This window comes from Thalassospira lucentensis, from assembly GCF_050516545.1.
GTDB classification, from domain to species: Bacteria; Pseudomonadota; Alphaproteobacteria; order Rhodospirillales; family Thalassospiraceae; genus Thalassospira; species Thalassospira lucentensis_C.
In genome coordinates, this window is record NZ_CP191544.1 from 2,250,733 (window position 1) to 2,273,450 (window position 22,718).

Sequence of the window (22,718 nt, forward strand, 5' to 3'; positions counted from 1 at the left end):
CAGTGACTATCTCTCGAAAAGATAATCTGCAGTATAAAATTCACCTGTAATATGGCGGTACTCGCTTGTCTTGTGGTATCCATATCTTTCTAGAAACTCAGGCACCTTTTCCCTGTTCCGTCCATTTACTTCGACAACTAAACTCTCGATCGAGCCACTTTTCAGAATATCGACAGCCCCCTCTAGAACCCCTAACTCTAAACCGTCCACATCAATCTTCATGTGGGTAGGCAAAGAAAATCCGTGTAGAGCAACCATATCATCAAGAGCAACAAAAGGTAACCATTGGCACACACTGGATTTAACACCCTGTCGACCGCCATAACAGTATAGGTCTTTACTGTCTGCCAGAGAATTGTTCGTTGTCCCCGCAACTGGCAAGCCGTGGGTTTCAATCCTGTCATATTTACTAACAGGAGCAACGCCTGCTTGAACCACTTCAATATCCCCACTGGCCCCAAACAGCGTGTCTCTACCGTATTTTCGAGCCAACCAAGATCCCGTTTTCAATATACTCTCAATACTCGGGGTAAAAGGTTCAAAGAAAACAACCTTACAACCACTCGCTTGCCAAGCCAGAAACCCCTCAAGACCGTTAGCAGACCCTATATCCCACAACATACTTTTCGTAGACAGCTGACCGTACCAATCGACACAGAAGTCATTCTTGTCTTCGGCGAAACCAATCCAGCGCTTTCGCTCGCGTTCAGATCGCACCGTACCCGAAACACGCAGTGACCTACCATTAACACTGATTGTCTTTTCAGCAATGTCGCACTGCAAAATGACATCATGAGAAAAGGTACCACCGCTTTGGAAATACCTCCTGTCAGCTTGCCAACGGTGCCATTTTTGGCGTAATTGCTCCCGCCTTCCCGCTGGAAGAAACTTTGACAACTTACGTGCCATTGACATTGCTTGGACTCTTTTTCTCAGTTTCGCAACCTGCTCAAGCGTAACGAAAATTGACGCCGCAGGCGGGCCACTTTTCTGCAGATGTTCATCACAAGTGTCAACATCTTATATGTGCGAGGATGATAGCGGGGGAACAGATGGACATGATAATCGTCATACTCAAAAGCAACTGAGGCATCAAAGCCCAATGCACTTTTCTGCAAGTCGGAAAGACCACCTAGATCACTCACAAATATAGGCATTTCTGCTTTGACAAAATCTCCGAAGAAATTTTGACTGTAGAAGTCATAAATGAGTACAGTTCTATCGGATATGTAGGGTTGATCAGGGCCATGAAAGCCGCGGTCATCAAAAATGGCTATGTCGCCAGCTTTACCTTCAACTCGAACCAAATTGTCCATGATGAATTGTTGTTCTTCAGCTGTTCGGCAAGCAAGCGTTGACTGCTCTACCGGTGGCAGATGCTGAGTTCCCTTTGCGTAACAAAAGGCACCATCAACTGTATCATGCAAATAAACCATTGCGCCTGTAGCAAACGGTTTGTCAAAGTCTTTTTGTTCCAAGGGGCCTACAATATCCTTCGCCTTCCATCCAATATGGAAGTCAGAATGGAAAGGGAAGTAAACCTCTCCTGACGACTCGTCCCTTTTCAGAAAACACTCAACTAGATTAATTTCACTACCAAGATAACGTTTTGAAAGATGAATGATATCTTCATTCAAAATCGCGTGCACTGCGGAGCGACCCAACATGAATGCATCAAAAACCTTTTTCTGATGCTTCCAGTAATATCCCCGGGTGCCATTGAGAGCAGGCCGTGACATAACCAATTCTGCCTGTTGCTGCAGTTCGATCAGTTGCTCAGCGGGAAAGCTGTTGCGGAGAACTACGAATCCTTCTCGTTTAAACTGCTCAAGCGCAGCGTCGAGAGAGAAGTCTGACGCATTTTTATCGAAAACGTAATATTCGGTTCCTGTAATCATGATTTCCGTCGCTGTAAAATGTTTATGGAAACTGTATGTTCTCTAAAACGAATTATCTTTAATAGACATTGAACACACAGAATCAATTGACACATACGTTACCAATTATTTGGATGAACTCCTAAATGCACATTGCCTAGAGTTTATTCTATGATATGTATCAAATCTCTCCTACCATAAACACTACGAATGTGCTGCGCCTTGGGAAATTTTGACAACATCCTTAACCCATTTATTGTTTTGATATCTTGGGGTTGCGTAATTTTTGCCATTGTCATTTCCTTGCGGGAAACACTAGCTTTAAGCTTAGAACAGAGCTATCCCCAACGTTTGGCGATTGTCGCTATAGCGATCATTGCATTCCCAATCACCACAATCATCCCATCATGGAGTGGGTTTAGTCACCCAAATGCTCTCGCCGGCTTAATTCCTTGGAATGATGCAGGTGGGTACTATACTTGTGCACTGGAATTTATTCATTCCGATGCGATCAATCCAGCATGCACAATGCGTCCTTTCTACTCAGTCTTTCTCTCTATATTACTCTGGCTTTCAAATACTAACCTTGCATCGGCATTGCTCACTCAGGCTGTGATTTTATCTCTTGCCGTAATGTACTTTACCTCACACATTTGGCGTAGCTGTGGCACTAGCGCGACAATATCAGCATGGTTAGTACTTTTCCTTTTTGCGGCACAGTATTGCAACGGACTTACTCTCACGGAAAACATCGGTTTGATTTTGGGTTGCCTCGCCTTCGCACTAATGTGGCAGCAAGCTGAAAGACCAAAGGTTTCGTGCCTCGCTCTCGTCTTTTTCCTACTGTGCCTTGGTATGCAAGCCCGCAGCGGTGCAATGTTCATTTTCCCGGCACTGATCGGATGGTTGATCTCCACTAATATTGACAGATGCTGGAAAGTGTTAACTGCAGCCACAGTAGGAATAGCTACAGCTTTTGCCTTTATTCCATTGATTGCTTGGCTAGTAGATGGGGGGGTAGAACAGTCACAGTCCAATTTTTCCTATATACTTTATGCACTTTCCAGCAATGCTCAGGGAACGCCGATGAACTATTTGCGGGTATTTAACGAACATCCGGAGATTTTTGAAAATGGCGCTACCGTCGATGCAATTAAGGCAGCTTACCTCATCGCAATCGACAACATCGTTGCTAACCCGATCACCTTTTTACAAAACTATATAAAAGGGGGAATTAATCATCTTCAGCTGTTGCTGCATTATATCGATGAAGATCAGTCAGCGCTGACACCACTAAGGGCATTTTTTATTCTAGCTTGGTTCGTAGGTATTGGGTCTTCTATTCGCCATTTCCGTCGCCCCCACTTTGGTCTACTAGCTTGGTCAACAGCCGGTATTTTAATTTCTTCTCCTTTCCTAAGTCCTTTTGGTGGTAACCGGATATTTGCTGTCACCATTCCGGTAGATGCTCTTTTGGTAGCTACCGGTACCAAACAAATTTGGGTTTTCTTTGGCAAAGAAAAGGAAGGCGAGTTCACGACAAACTTTGCTTGGAAAATTCCACTAGTTGCTGCCGTTGCAATGATTTTGTGTGTAACATTTCTAATTCAATCTGGTGACCGTCGAGCTACTCCTATTCCAGGTTCCTATTACCACAATCCCTGCGTAGGCACTTCTGAACCTGTATGGATCTCCCCACGTACAGGAACATTGGCCCTCAACCTCACCAAAGGAAGTGATGATACATGGCCCTTTTCTGAGAACATCACACCGACAGAATTTGTGAATGGCTTACATAAGCATGTCGCATCAAAAGAATCTTTGAGCCAAGCCAGCACCGGACAACTATTTTTTGATTTTGGGGTAGCTTCCCCTTTTAACAAAGGACTCAGATGGTTCCACTGGGACGGACCATTGCTAAACAGCAACGAAAACCTGATTGCCTGTGTATCCAAACAATCCGGCTCATTTTTCAGTGCCGAAAGAATATGTAGAGTAGATTTACCAAGTAAATGTTTCTACTCACCAAATTAATTAATATCTTTAGCTATATTTTTTCGATTTTCCTTCAATGCGTTCCTGGACTTTTTCCGCCGTTTCCTCGTAAAAGTTCGGCATTTCAAGAATGGTCGCGGCTTCTGGTGTCACCGGATCGATTTTATCTTTGCAACCGAGCCAGCAATTTCCACACAAAGTTCCTTTTAGATTCTGATCCAGATGACGCTGCCGCATATCTTGAAAAACAGGACTACTCCAAGCGTCCAGAAGACTCTGTTTTTGCAAATCACCAACGACCAAGTAGTTTTGGTAGTCCACACAACAAAGCGTAAGAAAACCTTCGCATGTTACATGCAGGCGATTAAAAGGCATCATACATATATTGTCCGTTTTGAATGATTTTTGAGCCTGTTCAACGCTCAGTTTATCTTTAGTATCATTCATTTGGCCGGATTGATTATGCACTGGGTGAAAAAGTATCTCATCAACTAGATGGGAAACTTCTTCTTTGAACACCTCCATCTGGGGGGCACTTTGCTTGGTAACAATATACGTTACGAACAAATTTAAAGGACGGTCTATTTCTTTCCGATACGATGAAATGAACTTCAGATTGGACATGACCTTGTCCCAGTCGTCATATCCATGAACGAGTTTATACGCCTCTTTTGTCCCCGCATTGATCGAGAATTTAATGCTGTTCAACCCTGCATCAATCGCTTTCTTTGCCCTGTCAGGTGTCGCTAGGGCACCATTGGTGGATATGTAAATATACCGATATCCCAACTCGCTAGCCCGCGCGATGAATTTTTCTAGATCCTTGTGCACGAAAGGCTCACCCGTCGTATAGAACCCGATTTCGTCAACGCCGATTTCACGCCCTTGGCGCATAATGTCGTCCAGCAACCCACTATTGATACGGGAAATCTTTCGGGTCATGTTTGGACTAGTGCAAAAAATACACGCATGATTGCAAGCATTTGACAGCTCTACCATCATGTTTTTTGGCACTGGCGGCAATGTGGTTAACACTGATCCAGTTTTCGATTTAATATATTGATTGCTAAATCTTTTCAGCAATGAATTTTTGCGATCATTCCCGTTTCCGGTCATCATCTTTTCCTGATTTATCGTAAAAAAAACGCGTCACGGAACAAATTACCTGTCCGACTAAAGCTGTCTTCAATCTCCTGGCGCAGTCGGTGCCAATCCGTCATAAAGCGACCACTCTCATCCATGTCAATGCTTGCCAGAACACACCGTTTCTCAACCAAATTTTTGGCTTCTTCGTGCCAAGGATTGTGATCGGTATTTGCTATGGTAATAGGTTTATCGCTGTATAAAGCATGTAAGAATGAAGATGAATTAGACTGAGCGAACCATAACATGTCACAATCATTGCAGACAGATTCAAATCTTCGATTTTCCAAAGTAATCATGGGATGCTCCCAAAGTACATTGGACGGCATTATACTACTCTCTGGATGAGGCTTATAAATAACCCTCCACCCCCACGATACAAACTTCGCAAAAAGCCGTGCTTCCCAATCAACCATTATCTGCATAGGTACCAAAGGAGAAAAATTCACCATCTCTGGATTATATAACGTTGCAACATACATAATCTTAGGATGTTTAATCTCCGACAGTACTTTCCTCGGGGAAGGGTTCCGCTTCGTGTATTTGTTGTAGCCTTTATTGACCGATACACTTGGCGCCAATGATTTGAGAACAGGAACAACAGGGAAACAATATTCTTCGCGCAAATTTCGCTTAGACATTTCCACTTGCAAATCAGTATGCACATAGAACTCATCGCAAAATGGATATTCTACTAAGCTATCACTGCTACTTTTCCAAGCTCCTTGACCATGAGAATGATCATGCCCCGTGACCGTGCCGCCTGCCCTGCGTGTTGCAATACTTAACAGACGCCCCCAAAACAAGCCTCCTGTCCCGCGCCAGAGTTTCAAAGGGATGGTGTCGGGTTTGCGCGATATGCGGTTCAGATACCCCTGACCATAGGCATATACTTGACACAACCACCATAGTAAGTAGTCACGCCCAGTCTCAGAAAGAGCTTCACCCGTTTCTTCAAAGGACTTTGAAGCTATATTGACAATAGATTCTGCAATGTCCTTATATCGAGCATTATCAAAATTGAGTTCTTGTGCTGTGAGCGGACTAAACCAATATCGCAACGGCAAGTATTTCACCGGCTCATCAGTCTTTTCGGCATGAAGTCTTATGGTTTGACCCGTTGCAATCGAAACAGTATCCTGTTTCAGGTCGACAAAGGAAAGACAGGACTGGGGAAGAGGTTCACGTTTCCACATGCTGCGAAAACAACGCAACCATTGTTTCCATTCAGGCTGTTCAGGAAGACCTTTTACCAGCAATTGATGGACGCTGTTTGAATGAAATTTCTGGCCGCAATTCAATGCATTTGAAAATGCTGCGACGCTCGGAAAGACAGGCGTTTTTCCATCAGATTCTGCACGGCGGATCAAAGTTTGAGTTTTCCAAACTTTACTTACTTCTCCTACGATAGAGAAAAAACAAATCACCATTTCTTTCTCTTCTTGCGAAAGACTATTCCCGTGCACAAATTCAGTTAGACCTTGGAGGAAATGGTCCCGAAGAATAACCAGCTCGTCGTTCCGAATTGGCCAGTAAAAACCTTCCACTCCATCCGGACGTAAAACCATAGTTGAAATATCGTAGTTAGCAATATTGTTCATGGCTTCTTCATGTCCGTTTTGATGAACTCACGGCAAAAATCCGCTAGCCGATCTGTACTGCCAACAAGGACAGACTTCAGACTTTCCAGATGAGTATTATCTCTATGTTGTAGTGCTTTAATCAACTCTTGTGTGGTTGTCGCCCTTGTGATGATACCTACCCGACCCATCGCGCAAAGATCAAGTCCAGTAGCATCTGGCTGAAAACTGATAGTTCTCCTCCCTGCCAAAAGGCCATCTGTTACTAAAGATGAAAACATACCAACCACAGTTCCAACATGGTTGAGGGCTTGAAGACCAGAGGTTACCACAATAACTCTGTCGTCATGCACAGGTGCCTGCATATCATCATCGGGATGAGGTGCGAAATAGACCTTGTCAAAAAGGTTGGGGTAATCCGAGACTGCCTTTCGAAATTCCTCCCATGCGCTTTTTTCAGTGTAACCAAGGCTTTGCCCATAGAAACGTTCTACTGGTTGACTGATAAACAGGATATCACGCATATTCTGGGGCGGTTTTTCAACAATGCTCTCCCAAGCAGGCTGTCCCGCTATTTCAAGATATTCTTGAGCTATCCCTTCTGCCAGAGCTTCTTGGAATGCAAATTCGTCAATAACAAGAACCTTATCCCCAGAGGAAAGTTCTTCACTGCTTTCCACTAGTCGACGATGATATCCGTACCAAGTATCAATGATCCGGGCGACCGGTATGTTCTCCTTACGAGCACGTCTTATATATTTTTGTTCGATGGGGGCAAAACTTGCAGACATAACCATACAATATTCACTTGGAGAGAACATTTCTGGCAAGGACAGGTCCGCGTGATCAAGAATAATCGGCATGTCAGAGACATTCTCTCGTTCAAGGTATCTGGCCACGACGTCATTAATGACAATGTTCCATGCCAAGTCTTGTTCCCGGTTTTTCCCCTCTCTCATCCATCGCCGCCACAGCGGCAACAGATAAGCGGCTGTAGCAGCCTGTCCAACAACAAACAGAATAGGTTTCATTAAGTAATCCCGGCATCAATAATTTCTTCAGCATGGGCCAGAACCCGTCGGCAAGCTTCGACGAAATCGTCCATATCCGAGATCGTTAGCGGCGGATAAGTTATGTTCGTAACCATCAACCGGTTTTCAGCAAGATCTTCGACAACCGGACAAATCCCCTTTTCATACACTAGATCTCTGTTTGCTGTGTTAGCGGAGAATGGGAAACCTTCTCGTCCAAAACAAATCTTTTGCTGATATAATGGCTCAAGATACAATGGTTTAACGTAACCGGCTCTTAGGGTAAAACCTTCGGCTTCTACTGACTTACAAAATTGTTCTCTTGAAAGGGCTGTCTGGGACGCATCAAATAACAGCGGATAAAAGTAGTAAACGTGGGTATTACCCTCGGCAATCTGCGGAGGCATAATGCCATCTAACGTTTGAAGCCCCTCAGTAAGCCTGTTGGCAAGAGCTATTCTCGGTGCATTCAGAGCGTCTAACCTTGACACTTGGACCCTTGCTACTGCTGCTTCCATTTCTGTCATCCGGTAATTCAGCCCTACCGTATTGACAATATTTGAAATATTCATCGCCCCCACGACAACTTCACCATGATTACGCATCAATCGCATCCGCAATGCCAGATCGCCATCATTGGTTAAGACTACACCACCTTCACCTGATTGCATGGTCTTGTGACGATTAAAACTAAACACACCAGCATCGCCAATAGTTCCAGTGAACTTTTCATGGTGCAACGCCCCGGGAGCCTGAGCATTGTCTTCAACTAGGAACAAGTTGTGTTCGTCTGCTATCTTTCGCAAAGCATTCAGGTTGGCAGATTGACCAAAAAGATTAACAGCAACGATCCCTTTCGTTCGTGCTGTAATCGCTTGTTCTACCCTTTTCGGGTCAATACAGAAATAACTGTCTTCAACATCGACAAAAATTGGCACCGCACCAGTAAACAGTACAGTCGTCGCGCTTGCGGACATAGTATATGGAGGGACGAGAACCTCATCTCCCGGACCAATTCCCATGGCCGCCAAGGCGCAATGCAGACCAGACGTCGCTGAATTTACAGATATCGCATGCAGACTGCCAAACTTCTCGCAAAAGGCCTTTTCCAATGCCTGCACCTGTTCCCCGCCATGGAACTCAGGACCTGAACTCGCAACGAAACCGGATAATTCCCCACTATTGAGAACATCCATCACCGCAGCCTTCTCTTCGGCACCAATCATGTTGTAACGCGGAAGAGGAATAGAACGTATCGGGCTGCCGCCTAGAATTGCTGGCAAATTGAGCTTATTCATGGTTTTTGCTATTCATTCTTTTCAACAAAGCAGGAATGGCTTCAAAGGCGAGCGCCTCCCCCCTATTTCCGTGAAGTTTCAACAACTTCTCGACTAGAACAAAATCGTCGGGAGTGTCAACTGCCAATGAAGGAAGCTGTGTATACCAATTAAAAGGACTTACGACTGAAAACTGAGAAAACTTGTCTTTATGATCACGGATCCAGTTGCAAACCAGTTCCCTATCGACGGCATTTTTAAGATGATCATTACACCAAGAAAGAGCAGAAGTTGCGATAACTTCAACACTCATACCTTCTGGCCAAGTCCATTCTATTTTGTTCGAAACATAATGTATGTCCGGTTGATCAAAGAACTTGTTCAAAAGGTCCTGCATAATACGAATGTCCACAAGCGGACAATCGGCGTTAACCTTCAAAATGGCATCTGCACCGACGGCGTGTGCGGCATGATACAGGCGTCCGGTAATATCATCTTCTGCTGTCTCTTGATGGACAACAACTCCGCGTTCCATTGCATACTTAACAAGCGGATAGTTTCGTCGATCAGACGTAGTAGCCAGAATGACGCCTTCCAATCCCTGCAGCATTCCAAGTCGATCAAATATATGGCCGATCAACGGACTCCCCTGCAGTGGTTTCATAACTTTTCCAGGCAATCGGCTGGAACCCATTCGTGCCTGAACCAGCCCAAAAATACGTTTTTTCATACTCAATTCCAAGAAGACTGAACCAATATGAACTTTGTACAGACATCACAGTATCATGACTTACCAGTCGTCTGCAGCAGCTTGAACTGTACCGCATCACATCGAAAAATGATGATTACCCGGCGGCAAAACGTCCTCAACAGAAATTTCCTGACCTTTCCGACTAGCAGACTCCTTAACTGCTTCTAGGATTGCTTGAATAATAACAGCGCCCCCCATATCACACCCAGACAAACTTTTGCCATACTCAAGAAACTTGGCAATTGCGGAATAAAGACCGTCAAAACCTCTCACAGGGCCTGAAGTTAAGTCCGCAACAGTTTGCAGAGTTTCAGGATGAGCCATATGAGCATACCCCGGATAGTAAAGATCTGCAGTGACTTGCCTAGTTAGGATTTCGCAGCCCCCATTATTAACCTGAATGACTTTATCGCTGAAAAATAAATCCATTTCAAACTGGTCATAGGGCACTCTATCCATACCTTGCACCGTAGCGGATCCTCCGGCTGCAAAGCTGCAATGAAAAGACAAAGACGGATCAATAGTTTCCGAAACGTCCCGTTCCATAGGTATATGACGAACTGTCGTTATTGATCCGCACAGGCTTTGTAATAGATCCAGCATATGACTACCATAATTGAAAAGCCCCTTGTTGTAGCGAGCCTGTACAAAAAGAGGTCTACTTTTGCCAAGTTCCGCCTTCAAGGCCAAATGTCGTGGATCATAGTGGCGATGAAACATCACCTGACTTGCAATACCTGCCTTTTCCAGATGTTGGTTAATCTCAACCGCCTCGGCTAGGCTTGTTGTGACTGGCTTTTCAATGAGGATGAGGCGTGGGGAAAGTTCTATTGCCTGTCGTACAAGATCAGCCCGGCCATTCGGACCTGTGGCCAAAACCACAAGTTCTGGCTCAGCCCCCTGAAATGTAGTCAGACTTTCTGAAATCGGAAAATCCGAGGGCCAACACCATTGCTGACGTGCTGCAGAGGCTCTATCAAAGTTAGTCTCTACTGCCCCGACCAATTCGAACCCCCCATTTAAGTAAAGGGCGCCGACGTGGCTTCGGGAATATCCGCAGTCTGTACAATCGTTCTCGCTGCCAATGCGACCAAGGCCGACAATGATTGCCTTCATGTCTTTTCCCTCAGCACAGGCGACATTACACCAAAATCGTGGCGGTAATCGGCAATCTGAATCAAGCTTTCCTGATGTGAGATAATGATTATAGTAGCAAGATTTTTTAGTTTTTCTAGCGTCTCAGCAAAATGCAGTGAAGACCCCGCATCAAGAGCTGAAGTAGGTTCATCAAGAATCAGTACAGAGGGTTTTCGCAACAACGCCCTGGCAAGGGAAATTCGCTGTCGCTGCCCACCTGAAAGAAGATTTCCCCGCTCACCAACGGAACTGTACAACCCGTCAGGCATCTGCTGTACAAACGACTGCGCATCGGCTTGTTTCAAAGCCTGCCAAATGTCACCGTCACTATATCCAGAGTTCCCAAGGGCAACATTTTCCCGAACGGAATCATTCAGCAGAAACAAATCTTGTGGGACATAGCCGATAATATCTCGCCAAGCCTGCAAGTCTGTATCTGCAAGATCCTGACCGTCCACTAAAATCGCACCCGATTGGGGACGAGACAGCCCTAGCAGCAAGTCAACAGCAGTACTCTTTCCGCTACCGGAAGGACCGTAAATCATTGAGATCTTATAGGCTGGGAAGATCATGTTGATATGATTCAGAACTGTAACTACTGATTTTTTTTCTAGAGCTACATCGTACGCAAAGCTGACATCAGAAAATCGTATTTCTTTTGATACAATAGGAGGAAGCAGATGCCCTCCTCGCTGCTCAGCCTGAGCTTCCGTGGCCTTGAGCATACTCTGAAGGGATGAGAAATATGGTTGTTGAGCAACTAATTTCTGATACTGGATTTGCATCTGCCCTATTTTTCCTACGGTTCGATGCAACAAAATGCCATAGAATAACAATTCAGATAATTCGTATCCTCCAAAATTGATGGCAACGTAAATTGCCACAGCAAGGAGAGTAGTGAAAAGAGGTTCTTGAAAAACACTCAGCGATGCAACAGCGATAAGCAAGTCCCGTTGTGCAATGTTGATTTTCTTGCTGTCAGGACTAACCACCTCGTTCAACCTATTGGCCATACCCATGGCTTTCAGCGGCTTAACCAGCAGCAAACTGTCCGCGAATTGCGTAGTCAGCGCCTGCATATTGTTAGCTTGTCTTGCGCCAGCAGCCCTTGCACGGCCCACAGCTCGGTTTAAAATCAGCACCATCAAAAAACCGCCGCCAAGACCAACTAAAGTCACTTCCCAAGACGACAAAAGGGCCATCATCACGAAAACAAACACCTGCATCAATACAGCGAAGAAATTATTCAATGCATTGTAGGCAGATGCAGACTGTGCCGTTTCGGTTATAAGCGCATTGGTCAGAGATCCCGTTTTCTGACGAACAAAATAGCTCCAGGATGCCGAACTTAGAGCCTTAAGCAACCGATCGCGCAGTTCATAAGCATAATCCGCTGCTGCATAACCAACAATACGCTGAGACAATAGCAAGAGAAAGGCTTTGACCAATATACCCGTCACTAGAATCGCCAAGAGCACTCCCAAACTTGGACGAACGCCCATTTGTTCAAGAAAGTTGATCACAATCGTAGCTGGACCATTGGGACTGCCTGTTTCCGTTACAATGGTCAACACAGGTAACAGCGCAACGATACCGACACCTTCTGCAAGTCCCGCAATAAGCAACAGTCCCACACATACCATCAGGCGTAATGGCGCAACCGCAACTAGTTGCCTGATCATATTCAGGTCCCTCCGAAAATAACCGGGGAGCTTCATACTTATATTGTTCCTATGGCAGCACGGCCTGCGGCCAGAACACGCGCTAAAGTCAAATCATCCGGCTCATCAATATCCGCAGCCGCCCAAATTGGCATAGGCTCGAACTTGTAGCCGGGCCCATAAAATGTTCCCGCATTACGAAAAGCAGGGACCCGCGCGATCCAGATGGCGCCAGTAGGACAGTACAATTCAGGCAAATCTTGAGATCGCGACTGACCTGCTTCTGGAAACTTTGGTCTCGGGCTACCATCAGCCAACAGAGTGTTTGCCCACCAAGGGTTAGACCAACCATAGGCAAAGCAACTAATCTGAAAATCTCGATCACCGCGGATGAAGCTATCAACAGCTTTGTTGATAGCTTTCGCGTCACGAAGAGGGCAATTGGGCATTAACTGCACGACTAGGTCGTATGTAACCTGCCAATATTCCTCCGCTTGCCCCAATGCTAACAGAGTAGCTTCTGATACATGGGCATGATCATCGACCGCAGCAGCGCGAAGGAAAGGAACTTCAGCTCCTGCCTGTCTACCAACTTCTGCAATAGATTGATCGTCTGTACTAACCAATACTCTATCAAAGCAACCGCTTTGAAGAGCTGCTTCAACAGTCCACGCAAGCATTGGCTTGCCCAAAAAGTCAACTATGTTCTTTTGAGGAATTCGTTTGGAGCCACCGCGTGCAGGAATCACGGCAAGAACTCTCCTTGCTCTCACCATATGGTCCAGCCCCCGTCAACTTGCAAATTTTGGCCTGTTATCCCAGAACTGCGTTGGGAAAGTAAGAACTGTACTGCACCATAAACTTCATCCTCATGCAACATTCGACCAATTGGTACAAGACTCGCATATCTCTGACGAAAATCAGGGTCAACTCTACCTTCAATGCCGCCATAAGAAATTGTATTGACCATAATGTCCTTTGGAGCCAATCGAACAGCTAACTCTCTGGTCAAATGAGCGAGCGCTGCCTTAGCTACACTATAATGCAACGGAGATTGCCGCTCATAGTCATCATACAAACGTGGACTTGCTGCAACTTGACCATATTGGGAGCCAATGTTTACAATATTCTTCAGGGAATTCGGCATCTTTCGGACTAGCGCCATAGACAACTCATAAGGAATAACTACGTCAACAAGATATTCACCTATGAAGTTTTCCCGACGAATATTACCGTCGTCCTCAATGGTCAGATATTCAAGACTTCTTGCATTGTTGACCAACCCTGAAATCGAAACCTTGTTGAGATCGCAATAATCAAGAATTATGTTAATGGCATGTGGTTCCGTAAAGTCGACCGCTAAACCGCTGACTTGATCATTGCTGACGGCAAGGGACGATATCAATTCACGGACACGGTCCTTTCGACGCCCGGTAAACAGTACCTGATATCCATCCTCAATCAGCCCCTTTACCAGAACCCGACCTATCTTACCTGTTCCCCCAGTAACCAGAACAGTCATTGACGCCGCCCCTTTTCAATCAGAGAAACTGATCGATATACAAGGCCGAAATTATTGTCAGTCTGCGGATCTTCGATCTGACGCATAAAAGCCAGCAACGCAGAACGGAACGCCGAAAAACTGTCGTGAAACTCTAGAACTACTTTCCCGTTTCCACCTTCAACTTCTAAGCTTATTCCTTCTTTGCTCTCAGAACCAAGGCTTTCGAAAACGGTTTCCACTCCACTCTCCCAATGAGAAGTCAATCTCACAGCATCCTTATTGTAGTACCGTCTCTCATGCCGTATCGGTTGATCAGCAGGGTCCAACATCTGCAATCCAGGTTCAATGACATGCACTGCATATTTATCCCAACTCTTAGGAGTTCTGCCAACGATCCGATGTAAGTCGCCGATCTCGTTCCGTTGTTTCTCACTAAGTTGCAGTTCGTTGGCGTAGCGCAGTGCTGAACATGAGAATATTTGCCCGTCAAACTTACACAGAGACTGCAGGGTGGCGAGATCACGCATGGACAGGGCCATCGGTTTATCAAGATATACAGGTACCCCCGCATCAAGAAAGGGGGCAGCAAATTTGGCATGATTTTGTGCGTCATCCCGAGCCAGCAAAATAGCGTCAACCTCGCCAATCATATCTTCGGGAGTAGAAGTAATATTATCAATTTTGGAGGATCTAGCTATTTTCCGCGATAAGACAGGATACTGAGTCCAGATGTGAGTAACTCTGCCCGACTGAATTTGATCATCAGGCCATTTTCGTTCCGCTAGATACTTTGAGATTATCGGGAAATCACAATCCTTCATGTATTCTGGTTCGTATCCATTGAAAATAGCCGACCAAGAATAAGGATGACCATTGCCCTCTGAAAAACCGATAACCCCAAGTCGAACAATCATTAGATTTTCCAATTTCCGGGGTTCAGCAATTGTGCTTCATCACAAGCCAAACTTTCGGCATTACTCACCACGGGCCTCTCGAAAGATTGCAAGCACTCTTCAAGTTCGCCACAGCTAGTCACGCCAATAACAGCAACATCAATCTCTTCCTGACCTCGAGCAAAAGAAATTGCAATGTCTTGTGATGTACGACCAGAATCGGCGACAAAACTATTCCAAGCATTAAGTAACTTTCTCCATGGACGGAAATATTCAAGTTCCTGACTTTTGAGATCAACCAACAACCCCTGCAAGAATAGAGATCTTGCATGAATTTCTACATTCGCATTTTTTAAACGGCCCAAATGACCGCTATGCAGCAACCGCTGATCAAGGATGTTAAAGGGTAATTGAACAAGATCGACATCAAAATGACTTAGCAGGTGATCAATTTGCTCTCCGTCATAGATTGACATGCCAATCCTCCGGACAAGACCTGCTCCCCGGTACTCTGTCAAAATATCCCAAAATCGTGGACCAAAGGTCCCCATTAGATCAGAGTATTGATGAACTAACATACCATCAACAGCCCCCAATAGCTCCAAGGATCTGTCTAAACCAGCACGTACGATTTTCTCGAGCTCCAGTTCGGACTGGCTAGCCGCATCAGATGGCAAGTGGATCGTCTTTGTGATGACGGAAAAGCCGTCCAGACGAAAACCCGCAAGAATCCGTTCGCTTGCACCATATGCAGGCGCTGTATCCAGAATTCCAATACCTGCTGCTCTTGCCCGGTCAAGAACATCTTTGGTCTCCTTGGACGAAAGCTTGCCGGTTTCATTGCTAATACCGTAATCCATACCAAACTGCGCTGTTCCAATCGCCATCACTGCGCTCATACGACTGCCCGCAGATTCAAAACCTGAGCAAGGGCTTCCAGAACACGATCAACATCAGTGTCTTCCATTGCCGGGAAAAGAGGCAAAGAAAGTTGTTTCTGGTAATAGGAGTCAGCACCGGGTAAATGCTGTTTCCCGTATTTTTGTTGATAGAATGGTTGCCTGTGTACTGGCAGGTAATGAACTTGGCTCCCGATGCCGCGTTCACGTAGCTCCTGCATTACTTGTTCACGGGGCTTTCCCACAGCATGGAAATCAATATGGACGGAGAAGAGATGCCACCCATCTCCGTCAGGCGCAGATCGCGGAACTGGCTTGACAATTGGAGCAAGCTCACCAATCAAGTCATTGTAGCGACAGGCGAGTTCTCGGCGCCTTGCGAGGAAACCCGGAGCCTTTTTCAACTGACTTGTGCCAAGAGCACAATGAAGATCACTGGCTCTATAATTATAACCAACTGTCGCCATTTCATAGAACCAAGGAAATGGTTTTCCTACAGAATCGACACCTTGGTCTGGCATAACAAAGCGTGCGGCATCACGCTCCATTCCATGATTTCGCAGCAGACGCAATCGTTCTGCGAGGTCGTCAGATTCTGTTGTTATCGCTCCCCCCTCGCCCATAGCAATAGTTTTTACTGGGTGAAAAGAAAAACAGGTCATCGCTGCCCAAGGCGCGGATCCAACGAGTATATCAGATCCAGAGTATGTACCACCGATTGCGTGACAAGCATCTTCTACAATAGCGACATGCCCCATGCCCGAAGGCAAGCTGGTGGAACGCACATCGGACATAGCACCGTTCAAGTGGACTGGTAATACTGCTTTAACCCTTTCGGCAGGAAGCTCCCTCAAGGCTGCATTAAGGGTTTCAGAAGTAAGAAGACCTGTTTCTGGATCTACATCAGCGAATTTGACGTCCGCGCCGACATAAATACCGGCATTAGCAGTTGCCAAGAATGTCAAAGAAGGCACAACTATTACATCTCCAGCCCCTATATCCAGCGCCATGAGTGCCAAATGTAGGGCTGCAGTGCCACTATTACAAACGACCGCATTTCGAGCGGATGTGAAACGAGCCAAGTCCTCCTCAAACTGACCGACCCATGCTCCACCTGTCAAAGAATCACTTTTTAAAGCAGCTATCACTGCTTCAATGTCGTCGTTATCAATATGATGACGGCCATATGGGATCATAGGTTCAGCTCTTTGTTCAGCTGAGCGATCTCCTCAACTGACAGGAACCAGTCATTGCTGCCAGAAACATATTCAAATCTCCGCTCAACGGGCTGACCTTTCTCCCCTAGTTTATTCAAAGAGTAGTCGTGGGGAGAACCATAGAACTGGATTGTTGGCTGAATGACAAAGTGATCTTTGAATTCAAGAGTTAGATGAGAATCATCCAAAGGACACATCGCTTCATGCAATTTCTCACCTGGCCGAATACCAACAAACTTCACGGGAAGGTTTGGTGCCATTGCTTCAGCTAGATCGCTAATTCTAACAGACGGGATTTTGGGAACGAAGACTTCACCGCCATGCATCCGCTCGAAGTTCTTAAGCACAAAATCAACCCCGTTTTGCAACGTGATCCAGAAACGCGTCATGTCCTTGTCCGTAATTGGCAAATGGTCCGTGTTCTCCGCAATCAGTTTCCGAAAAAATGGAACCACAGACCCCCTTGAACCGACAACGTTGCCATAGCGTACAACAGAAAACCTGGTTCCATTGAAGCCACTCAGATTATTGGCTGCAACAAACAGCTTGTCTGAAGCCAACTTGGTCGCCCCATAAAGGTTAATTGGATTTGCAGCCTTATCCGTTGACAACGCAATGACTTTTTCCACGCCATTTTTAAGCGACGATTTGATGACATTTTCTGCACCGTGGATATTCGTATTGATAGCTTCCATCGGATTGTATTCCGCAGCGGGGACTTGCTTGAGCGCGGCTGCATGAATAATAAAATCCACATCACGAGTTGCCATATCTAGCCGCTCGCCATCACGTACGTCTCCGATGAAATAACGCATGCAATTGTCGTTAAATTGCTGCTCCATTTCATACTGTTTCAACTCATCGCGGGAATATACAATCAATCTAGCGGGTTTATAGCGACTTAGAATCGTTTCCACATATTTTTTGCCAAATGACCCTGTCCCGCCTGTAATCAAAATAGACTTATTATTGAACATTTTTCGATCCAACGTTTTTTATAATGCAGAAGGAGCAAGCAACACCGTACGCAAGCCCCCCTCGTGGCATATCAGACTGATCGCGTCCTCGCAGGAGATGTCCTTGTAAATATTTCTTGAAACGGCGTCAGATTTTACAGTTTCAATTGCTTTGTAACCTTTACTATCGACAATTTTGCTTCCCGCCTCCCAAGACGATGCCGCCAACGGAACAGTATACCCCAAATCAAACAACTCTCGCAGCACAGGAGCAAAGGCGTTATCGCCATGATAACGTGACAAATGAGTTTCAAAAATGACCTGAGGCTTAGCTGTACCAGCCTTCAATGTTTCCACTAATCCGCGCAGGATGGCAACCTCATGACCTTCTACATCCATACGGATCAAATCTGGAGCACCATACTCATCGACCAACTGCGGCAACGCGTAGGTCTGAACATCAATAGATTCTCCATTGAGGTGCTCTACTCCACTACCACTATTGTGAAAAGTATTGAGATTGCTTTGATGGGCAAGGTGAAACTGTTTCGTACCAACAGTATCCGAGACGGCACCTTCACGGACCGTTATGTGAGTGACCGCGTTAAGCTCCAAATTACGCTTTAGAAGCTTAACATTGGAGGGAGATGGCTCTATTGCCAAGATGTGCCCATCCTCTCCTATTTTCTTACTTTCCATAATGGCATAATAGCCAATGTTAGCACCAATATCGAAAATCCTGACACCTGGTTTGAGAATCATTTCAAGCATGCGCTTGTGTTCGATTTCCCTTTCACCGAACAAAACCAATGTCCGTGAAATTCCTCTGTCCTCTAGGTCGAGCCACATGCGGTAATCATAGACTGGCCGACACACAAATCGCCTACGCAATACTTTACGATAAAACAGGCTGTAAAAATGCCCGTACACAGCCCGGATTAGAGCAGGAGCCCCCCTATCCGATAGGGTGGAAAAAACACTATTAAACAATTTCTGGAACTTTCTCAGGTGTTAGCAAATATTCTGACAGGCGAAACTCTTGCACAGGCGCACCGTCAATTTCTGTACATTTGTACCCTAGGGAATCAATAAGACTCGTTAGATTCTCAATACTCTCCCCCATTAATCCTATTTCAAAAGGATGTACACTCAAAAGGATCGTTGGCTTGTGCTTACGAAGTAGTTCCCGTGCACCCGCGAGAACTTTGACTTCCGCCCCCTCAACATCAATTTTGATGACATCCGGAACAAGTCGACGTTCATTACAAAAGTCATCAAGCGTTATCTGCTGACGCTCTACTTCTTGGTAAGCGGCAGGATTCTTTTTCACAACCTGCGCATTTTGCCCAGAGACTTCAGGGCTTTCGAAAAAGCGCATTAGCATAGTTTCATCACCAACCAGAGCCTCAATAACTGTGACGTTATCAAAACCATTCCACTGAGCATGCTGCCGCAAACAGACTGCATTTACCTGACTAGGCTCAAAGGCAAATATTTTGGCTCCTGGCGCTAAAACGCTGGCCACCGGCAAGGTAACAAGACCGATATGTCCGCCTACATCCAGAAAACATGTTTTACCTCGACAAGCTTCGACAGTGGCCACAAAACCATTGTTATGCCCACCTCCCCAAGCTTCAAAATTAGAAAATGCGAAATAAGCAGACAGCTTGAAAGGTCCATACGCTCCGATCATTTGGCTAACCTTAGCCTTACCGGCAAAGCTCTTTACTCCAAATCGAAACATCTTCCCCATAACCAGCCAAACTGGGGACATGAACTTTAACTTTCCATGGCGCAGGTGCCGCAATCGGGCAGTAATGGTACCCGGCATTACAAATAACTCTCAAATCTAATGTTTGTTACAACACACATGAAACAAGGGCGACGTTGCCCCTCTAAACCAAGTTGTTCATAAGCAGCGACAATATGCAGTGTCGCCATCAAATTCAACCTATTTGACCAAGATGATTTCCTGAATATCTTGTTCCTAGATGGCACAAACACTGTAAAAGATAAATCGTTGACCCATACCTTTATATATTCTAGAAACCTCGATAAATCGGGTGCTACAGAAACTAGACAGCAAGAAAAATATCGTCATACGGATTTGCCCCGATTCACCCCCTGATCATTGCCTGGACACAGCTCATTTAAATGACCCACAAACACCTTCACAAGAAGTCAGTGGCACTGTTCATGCAGGCCGAAGTTTCTCGCCTGAACTTGGCAATGCTAAGGCATCTAAAACAGCGCTATGGCTACTATACAATTATCTATGTAGGAACAGCAGAAGGCGTAAAATCCTATAGCAAGCATGTTGACGACCACTTAATTGATGAAATTGTCGTGTACGATGTTTTTGGCAAAAACCTCCTTAAAACAAACCTCAACCAACAAGCAGTCCAAGACAGAGCCAAAAAACAGGAGCAAAAATACGATACCCCATTTGGCGTCATGTACATGCATCGTCGCGAAACTGGCTTAGGATATTCGCTTGGCGGTGTGAACCACCCCCTATCTCCAGCAGCGAAGCACGCTACTCAGACACAATCACTTCACGCCTTCAGTGAAGCTATTGATTTTTGGGAGCAAGAAATCAAAGAAAAGAACATATCACTATTCATCAATCACCTTAAGGTAGAAGCTGTCGTAGCACGTAAGCACGGTATTCCATTTAGGTATTTTTACGCCACTAGGTATAAGAACTTTTACTTTTGGGCGGAGAACGAATTCATTGAGTTCCCTCGTATTGAAGATCATTATAAAACGATTAAGACATCAGAAGATGTTAATATGAACCAGCAATACTATCAAGACGTCATAAGCAAGACACGCTACAAATCATTATCGCCCGAAATACTACTGATAAAAAACATTTTCAATGCCTTGCATAGATTTATTTATGTCAAATACAAAAAATACGACGACTCAAGCCAATATTATCTATCTGAACGCATAAATTACTACGTAAATTACTACTGCACGCAAAAGAAAATAATTAAAAATCATACCTTGACGCTAAGTGACTTAAAAAACAGAAAATTCATTTACTTTCCATTACAGACTGAACCTGAATATTCTCTACAAGCGATGTCACCTGAATACTTTTATCAACTTGAGACTATTGCGAAAATATCCCGTGATTTGCCTGCAGATGTTACGTTGGTTGTCAAGGAAGCAGTGTATTCTTACGGTCGCCGTCCGCGAGACTTCTACAGAACTCTTGATTTGCTGAAAAATGTCGAATTGATGGACCCTCGCGAACCAGGTTGGAAAGTCGCCCAAGAAGCAGACGCCGTTGCAAATATTTCGGGAACTGCCAACCTAGAAGCCGCATTGGCCGGAGTACCGGTAATAAGCTTTGGGCTACATAACAATTATGACTTTCTTGACCACGTCCTTACTGTAAAGCGAGAGAGTCAAGTTCGAGAGTTTCTTGTTCATATATTTGACGGGCATATAGATATGGACAAAGCTCGCACTGATGGTGCTAAATTAGCCTCAGCTCTTGAACAGCTCTCCATTGACATGGGAAAATTTGATACACTCAATCTTGAAAGCTACAACGATGACCAAGTTGGCAAAGCCGTTGATGCGTTGATAGATAGTCTTTAAAAAAATAAAGAGAGCAAAAGTGATTGGTTACTGCAAACGATGCCTAACCCCCGACACTTGGCCAGATGCAGTATTTGACCAAGAAGGTGTATGCCTCCCCTGCCGCGTAGCAGAGACAATGGGGGACATTGATTGGAATGAGCGGGTGAAAGAACTTCACCGTATAGGACAATGGGGAAGGGACCACAGCCACAGTCACTATGATTGTATCGTCGGTGTCAGCGGCGGAAAAGATAGCACTCGGCAGGCATTTTATGTCCGGGATGAGCTAGGCCTGAACCCGCTTCTAGTCTGCTGCACTTACCCGCCCGAAGAAATGACGGAGCGTGGGGCTCATAATTTAGCAAACCTTGCCGAATGCGGCTTCGATCTGCATGTAGTATCGCCTGCCCCCATCGTATCTAAGAAGCTAATGAACTATTCATTACATCAACACGGCAACCTGTTCCGAGCCACAGAACTCGCTCTTTATGCGACCCTACCCCAGACAGCCATATCCTATGGTATCCCACTTATTTTTCTTGGTGAGAACCCCAGCCTTACCTTTGGCGGCAGGGTCGGTAGCTTTGACAGCGACGCCAACAACCAGCGCAGCCATAATACACTGGGAGGGGCCAAAGTCGCAGATTGGCTTCCTGCGGGGGTCCGCATAAACGAGCTTTTCCCTTATTGCTACCCTGATGAATGGGAGTTCGATAAAGCAAACATCCGTATTGTATATCTCGGGTATTTCATGCGTGATTTCAACGACATCGCAAATACCGAGTTTGCTCTCAATAACGGACTTGAACCGAGGATTGCTGAAGACGCCGACCCGGAATGGACAGGATCTATCAATCCAGCAGATGCCTTGGATGAAGAGTTTGTCCATATCAACCAATTCTTTAAGTATTTAAAACTTGGCTACGGCAAGGTCACTCAACAGGCAAGCGTTAAGATCCGACACGGACTAATCAGCCGAGAAGAGGGCATTGAGCTCGTTCGCAAATATGACGGAAAATGCAACGAGATATATATGAGCAAACTGGCCGATTATTTAGAAATACCACGATCAGAACTTGATGCCCTGATCGCGTCATATCGTAACAAGGACTTGTGGCACCTTAACAATCACGGCGAATGGGAATTGAAAGAGACTATTTATCGATCCAATGATTCCTAATCAACAGTGATAACCGGAGC

The 22,718-nt window shown here is 45.4% G+C and carries 20 protein-coding genes; 3 read left to right on the plus strand and 17 right to left on the minus strand.

Annotated features, from left to right (window positions below; translation table 11 throughout):
- Positions 1-6 precede the first annotated feature (6 nt).
- Together ACQ0MK_RS10475 and ACQ0MK_RS10480 are read right to left on the minus strand one after the other, a co-directional pair.
- On the minus strand, positions 7-915 hold the full coding sequence (locus ACQ0MK_RS10475) for an FkbM family methyltransferase (protein WP_430475962.1): 909 nt from the start codon (positions 913-915) through the stop codon (positions 7-9).
- A gap of 17 nt (positions 916-932) precedes the next feature.
- Positions 933-1,898 (minus strand): phytanoyl-CoA dioxygenase family protein, encoded by a 966-nt coding sequence (locus tag ACQ0MK_RS10480; protein WP_430475963.1) that lies wholly within the window; start codon positions 1,896-1,898, stop codon positions 933-935.
- A 201-nt stretch (positions 1,899-2,099) separates the two neighbouring features.
- On the opposite strand from ACQ0MK_RS10480, the gene ACQ0MK_RS10485 reads away from it, so the two are divergent.
- A complete protein-coding gene (locus ACQ0MK_RS10485; protein WP_430475964.1) occupies positions 2,100-3,911 on the plus strand; it encodes a hypothetical protein in 1,812 nt (603 codons plus the stop codon).
- Positions 3,912-3,920: 9 nt separating this feature from the next.
- Here the strand turns inward: ACQ0MK_RS10485 and ACQ0MK_RS10490 are convergent, their stop codons facing one another.
- From ACQ0MK_RS10490 to ACQ0MK_RS10560, 15 genes are all read right to left on the minus strand, one after another.
- Positions 3,921-4,991 (minus strand): radical SAM/SPASM domain-containing protein, encoded by a 1,071-nt coding sequence (locus ACQ0MK_RS10490; protein ID WP_430475965.1) that lies wholly within the window; start codon positions 4,989-4,991, stop codon positions 3,921-3,923.
- Positions 4,992-5,002: 11 nt separating this feature from the next.
- A complete protein-coding gene (locus tag ACQ0MK_RS10495; RefSeq protein ID WP_430475966.1) occupies positions 5,003-6,616 on the minus strand; it encodes a hypothetical protein in 1,614 nt (537 codons plus the stop codon).
- Positions 6,613-7,626, minus strand: a complete 1,014-nt coding sequence (locus ACQ0MK_RS10500) for a hypothetical protein (RefSeq protein ID WP_430475967.1) — start codon at positions 7,624-7,626, stop codon at positions 6,613-6,615. Before ACQ0MK_RS10500 ends, ACQ0MK_RS10495 begins: the two co-directional genes overlap by 4 nt.
- A complete protein-coding gene (locus ACQ0MK_RS10505; RefSeq protein WP_430475968.1) occupies positions 7,626-8,924 on the minus strand; it encodes a DegT/DnrJ/EryC1/StrS family aminotransferase in 1,299 nt (432 codons plus the stop codon). The genes ACQ0MK_RS10500 and ACQ0MK_RS10505 overlap by 1 nt, the downstream gene beginning before the upstream one ends.
- Positions 8,917-9,633 (minus strand): cytidylyltransferase domain-containing protein, encoded by a 717-nt coding sequence (locus ACQ0MK_RS10510; RefSeq protein WP_430475969.1) that lies wholly within the window; start codon positions 9,631-9,633, stop codon positions 8,917-8,919. Before ACQ0MK_RS10510 ends, ACQ0MK_RS10505 begins: the two co-directional genes overlap by 8 nt.
- A gap of 96 nt (positions 9,634-9,729) precedes the next feature.
- A complete protein-coding gene (locus ACQ0MK_RS10515; RefSeq protein ID WP_430475970.1) occupies positions 9,730-10,770 on the minus strand; it encodes a Gfo/Idh/MocA family protein in 1,041 nt (346 codons plus the stop codon).
- Positions 10,767-12,473, minus strand: coding sequence for an ABC transporter ATP-binding protein (locus ACQ0MK_RS10520; RefSeq protein ID WP_430475971.1), 1,707 nt, complete (start codon positions 12,471-12,473; stop codon positions 10,767-10,769). Before ACQ0MK_RS10520 ends, ACQ0MK_RS10515 begins: the two co-directional genes overlap by 4 nt.
- Positions 12,474-12,511: 38 nt before the next feature.
- A complete protein-coding gene (locus ACQ0MK_RS10525) occupies positions 12,512-13,201 on the minus strand; it encodes a cytidylyltransferase domain-containing protein (protein WP_430475972.1) in 690 nt (229 codons plus the stop codon).
- Positions 13,202-13,221: 20 nt separating this feature from the next.
- The gene (locus ACQ0MK_RS10530; RefSeq protein WP_430475973.1) at positions 13,222-13,974 is read right to left on the minus strand and encodes an SDR family oxidoreductase; all 753 of its coding nucleotides are present in this window, start codon (positions 13,972-13,974) and stop codon (positions 13,222-13,224) included.
- The gene (locus ACQ0MK_RS10535; protein ID WP_430475974.1) at positions 13,971-14,870 is read right to left on the minus strand and encodes a Gfo/Idh/MocA family oxidoreductase; all 900 of its coding nucleotides are present in this window, start codon (positions 14,868-14,870) and stop codon (positions 13,971-13,973) included. Before ACQ0MK_RS10535 ends, ACQ0MK_RS10530 begins: the two co-directional genes overlap by 4 nt.
- Complete coding sequence (locus ACQ0MK_RS10540) at positions 14,870-15,736, minus strand: aldo/keto reductase (RefSeq protein ID WP_430475975.1); 867 nt, start codon at positions 15,734-15,736, stop codon at positions 14,870-14,872. The genes ACQ0MK_RS10535 and ACQ0MK_RS10540 overlap by 1 nt, the downstream gene beginning before the upstream one ends.
- An 8-nt stretch (positions 15,737-15,744) precedes the next feature.
- Positions 15,745-16,944 (minus strand): UDP-4-amino-4,6-dideoxy-N-acetyl-beta-L-altrosamine transaminase, encoded by a 1,200-nt coding sequence (gene pseC, locus ACQ0MK_RS10545; RefSeq protein WP_430475976.1) that lies wholly within the window; start codon positions 16,942-16,944, stop codon positions 15,745-15,747.
- Positions 16,941-17,942: a UDP-N-acetylglucosamine 4,6-dehydratase (inverting) gene (gene pseB, locus ACQ0MK_RS10550; protein WP_430475977.1), complete on the minus strand. Its 1,002-nt coding sequence runs from the start codon at positions 17,940-17,942 to the stop codon at positions 16,941-16,943. The genes pseC and pseB overlap by 4 nt, the downstream gene beginning before the upstream one ends.
- Before the next feature lie 18 nt (positions 17,943-17,960).
- Complete coding sequence (locus ACQ0MK_RS10555) at positions 17,961-18,770, minus strand: FkbM family methyltransferase (protein WP_430475978.1); 810 nt, start codon at positions 18,768-18,770, stop codon at positions 17,961-17,963.
- 133 nt (positions 18,771-18,903) lie between these two features.
- Positions 18,904-19,695, minus strand: a complete 792-nt coding sequence (locus tag ACQ0MK_RS10560) for an FkbM family methyltransferase (RefSeq protein ID WP_430475979.1) — start codon at positions 19,693-19,695, stop codon at positions 18,904-18,906.
- Positions 19,696-20,117: 422 nt separating this feature from the next.
- Here ACQ0MK_RS10560 and ACQ0MK_RS10565 point away from each other — a divergent pair, with 422 nt between their 5' ends.
- Entirely contained in the window at positions 20,118-21,536 is a 1,419-nt protein-coding gene (locus ACQ0MK_RS10565) for a hypothetical protein (protein WP_430475980.1), read from the plus strand.
- Between the two features lie 19 nt (positions 21,537-21,555).
- A complete protein-coding gene (locus ACQ0MK_RS10570) occupies positions 21,556-22,698 on the plus strand; it encodes an N-acetyl sugar amidotransferase (RefSeq protein ID WP_430475981.1) in 1,143 nt (380 codons plus the stop codon).
- Positions 22,699-22,718: the final 20 nt, after the last annotated feature.

Excerpts from the sequence above, each read along its gene's own strand:
- ACQ0MK_RS10475 (WP_430475962.1), bottom strand. The coding sequence starts at position 915 with ATGTCAATGGCACGTAAGTTGTCAAAGTTTCTTCCAGCGGGAAGGCGG.
- ACQ0MK_RS10480 (WP_430475963.1), bottom strand. The coding sequence starts at position 1,898 with ATGATTACAGGAACCGAATATTACGTTTTCGATAAAAATGCGTCAGAC.
- ACQ0MK_RS10490 (WP_430475965.1), bottom strand. The coding sequence starts at position 4,991 with ATGATGACCGGAAACGGGAATGATCGCAAAAATTCATTGCTGAAAAGA.
- ACQ0MK_RS10495 (WP_430475966.1), bottom strand. The coding sequence starts at position 6,616 with ATGAACAATATTGCTAACTACGATATTTCAACTATGGTTTTACGTCCG.
- ACQ0MK_RS10500 (WP_430475967.1), bottom strand. The coding sequence starts at position 7,626 with ATGAAACCTATTCTGTTTGTTGTTGGACAGGCTGCTACAGCCGCTTAT.
- ACQ0MK_RS10505 (WP_430475968.1), bottom strand. The coding sequence starts at position 8,924 with ATGAATAAGCTCAATTTGCCAGCAATTCTAGGCGGCAGCCCGATACGT.
- ACQ0MK_RS10510 (WP_430475969.1), bottom strand. The coding sequence starts at position 9,633 with ATGAAAAAACGTATTTTTGGGCTGGTTCAGGCACGAATGGGTTCCAGC.
- ACQ0MK_RS10515 (WP_430475970.1), bottom strand. The coding sequence starts at position 10,770 with ATGAAGGCAATCATTGTCGGCCTTGGTCGCATTGGCAGCGAGAACGAT.
- ACQ0MK_RS10520 (WP_430475971.1), bottom strand. The coding sequence starts at position 12,473 with ATGATCAGGCAACTAGTTGCGGTTGCGCCATTACGCCTGATGGTATGT.
- ACQ0MK_RS10530 (WP_430475973.1), bottom strand. The coding sequence starts at position 13,974 with ATGACTGTTCTGGTTACTGGGGGAACAGGTAAGATAGGTCGGGTTCTG.
- ACQ0MK_RS10535 (WP_430475974.1), bottom strand. The coding sequence starts at position 14,870 with ATGATTGTTCGACTTGGGGTTATCGGTTTTTCAGAGGGCAATGGTCAT.
- ACQ0MK_RS10540 (WP_430475975.1), bottom strand. The coding sequence starts at position 15,736 with ATGGCGATTGGAACAGCGCAGTTTGGTATGGATTACGGTATTAGCAAT.
- pseC (WP_430475976.1), bottom strand. The coding sequence starts at position 16,944 with ATGATCCCATATGGCCGTCATCATATTGATAACGACGACATTGAAGCA.
- pseB (WP_430475977.1), bottom strand. The coding sequence starts at position 17,942 with ATGTTCAATAATAAGTCTATTTTGATTACAGGCGGGACAGGGTCATTT.
- ACQ0MK_RS10555 (WP_430475978.1), bottom strand. The coding sequence starts at position 18,770 with ATGTGGCTCGACCTAGAGGACAGAGGAATTTCACGGACATTGGTTTTG.
- ACQ0MK_RS10560 (WP_430475979.1), bottom strand. The coding sequence starts at position 19,695 with ATGTCCCCAGTTTGGCTGGTTATGGGGAAGATGTTTCGATTTGGAGTA.
- ACQ0MK_RS10565 (WP_430475980.1), top strand. The coding sequence starts at position 20,118 with ATGCAGGCCGAAGTTTCTCGCCTGAACTTGGCAATGCTAAGGCATCTA.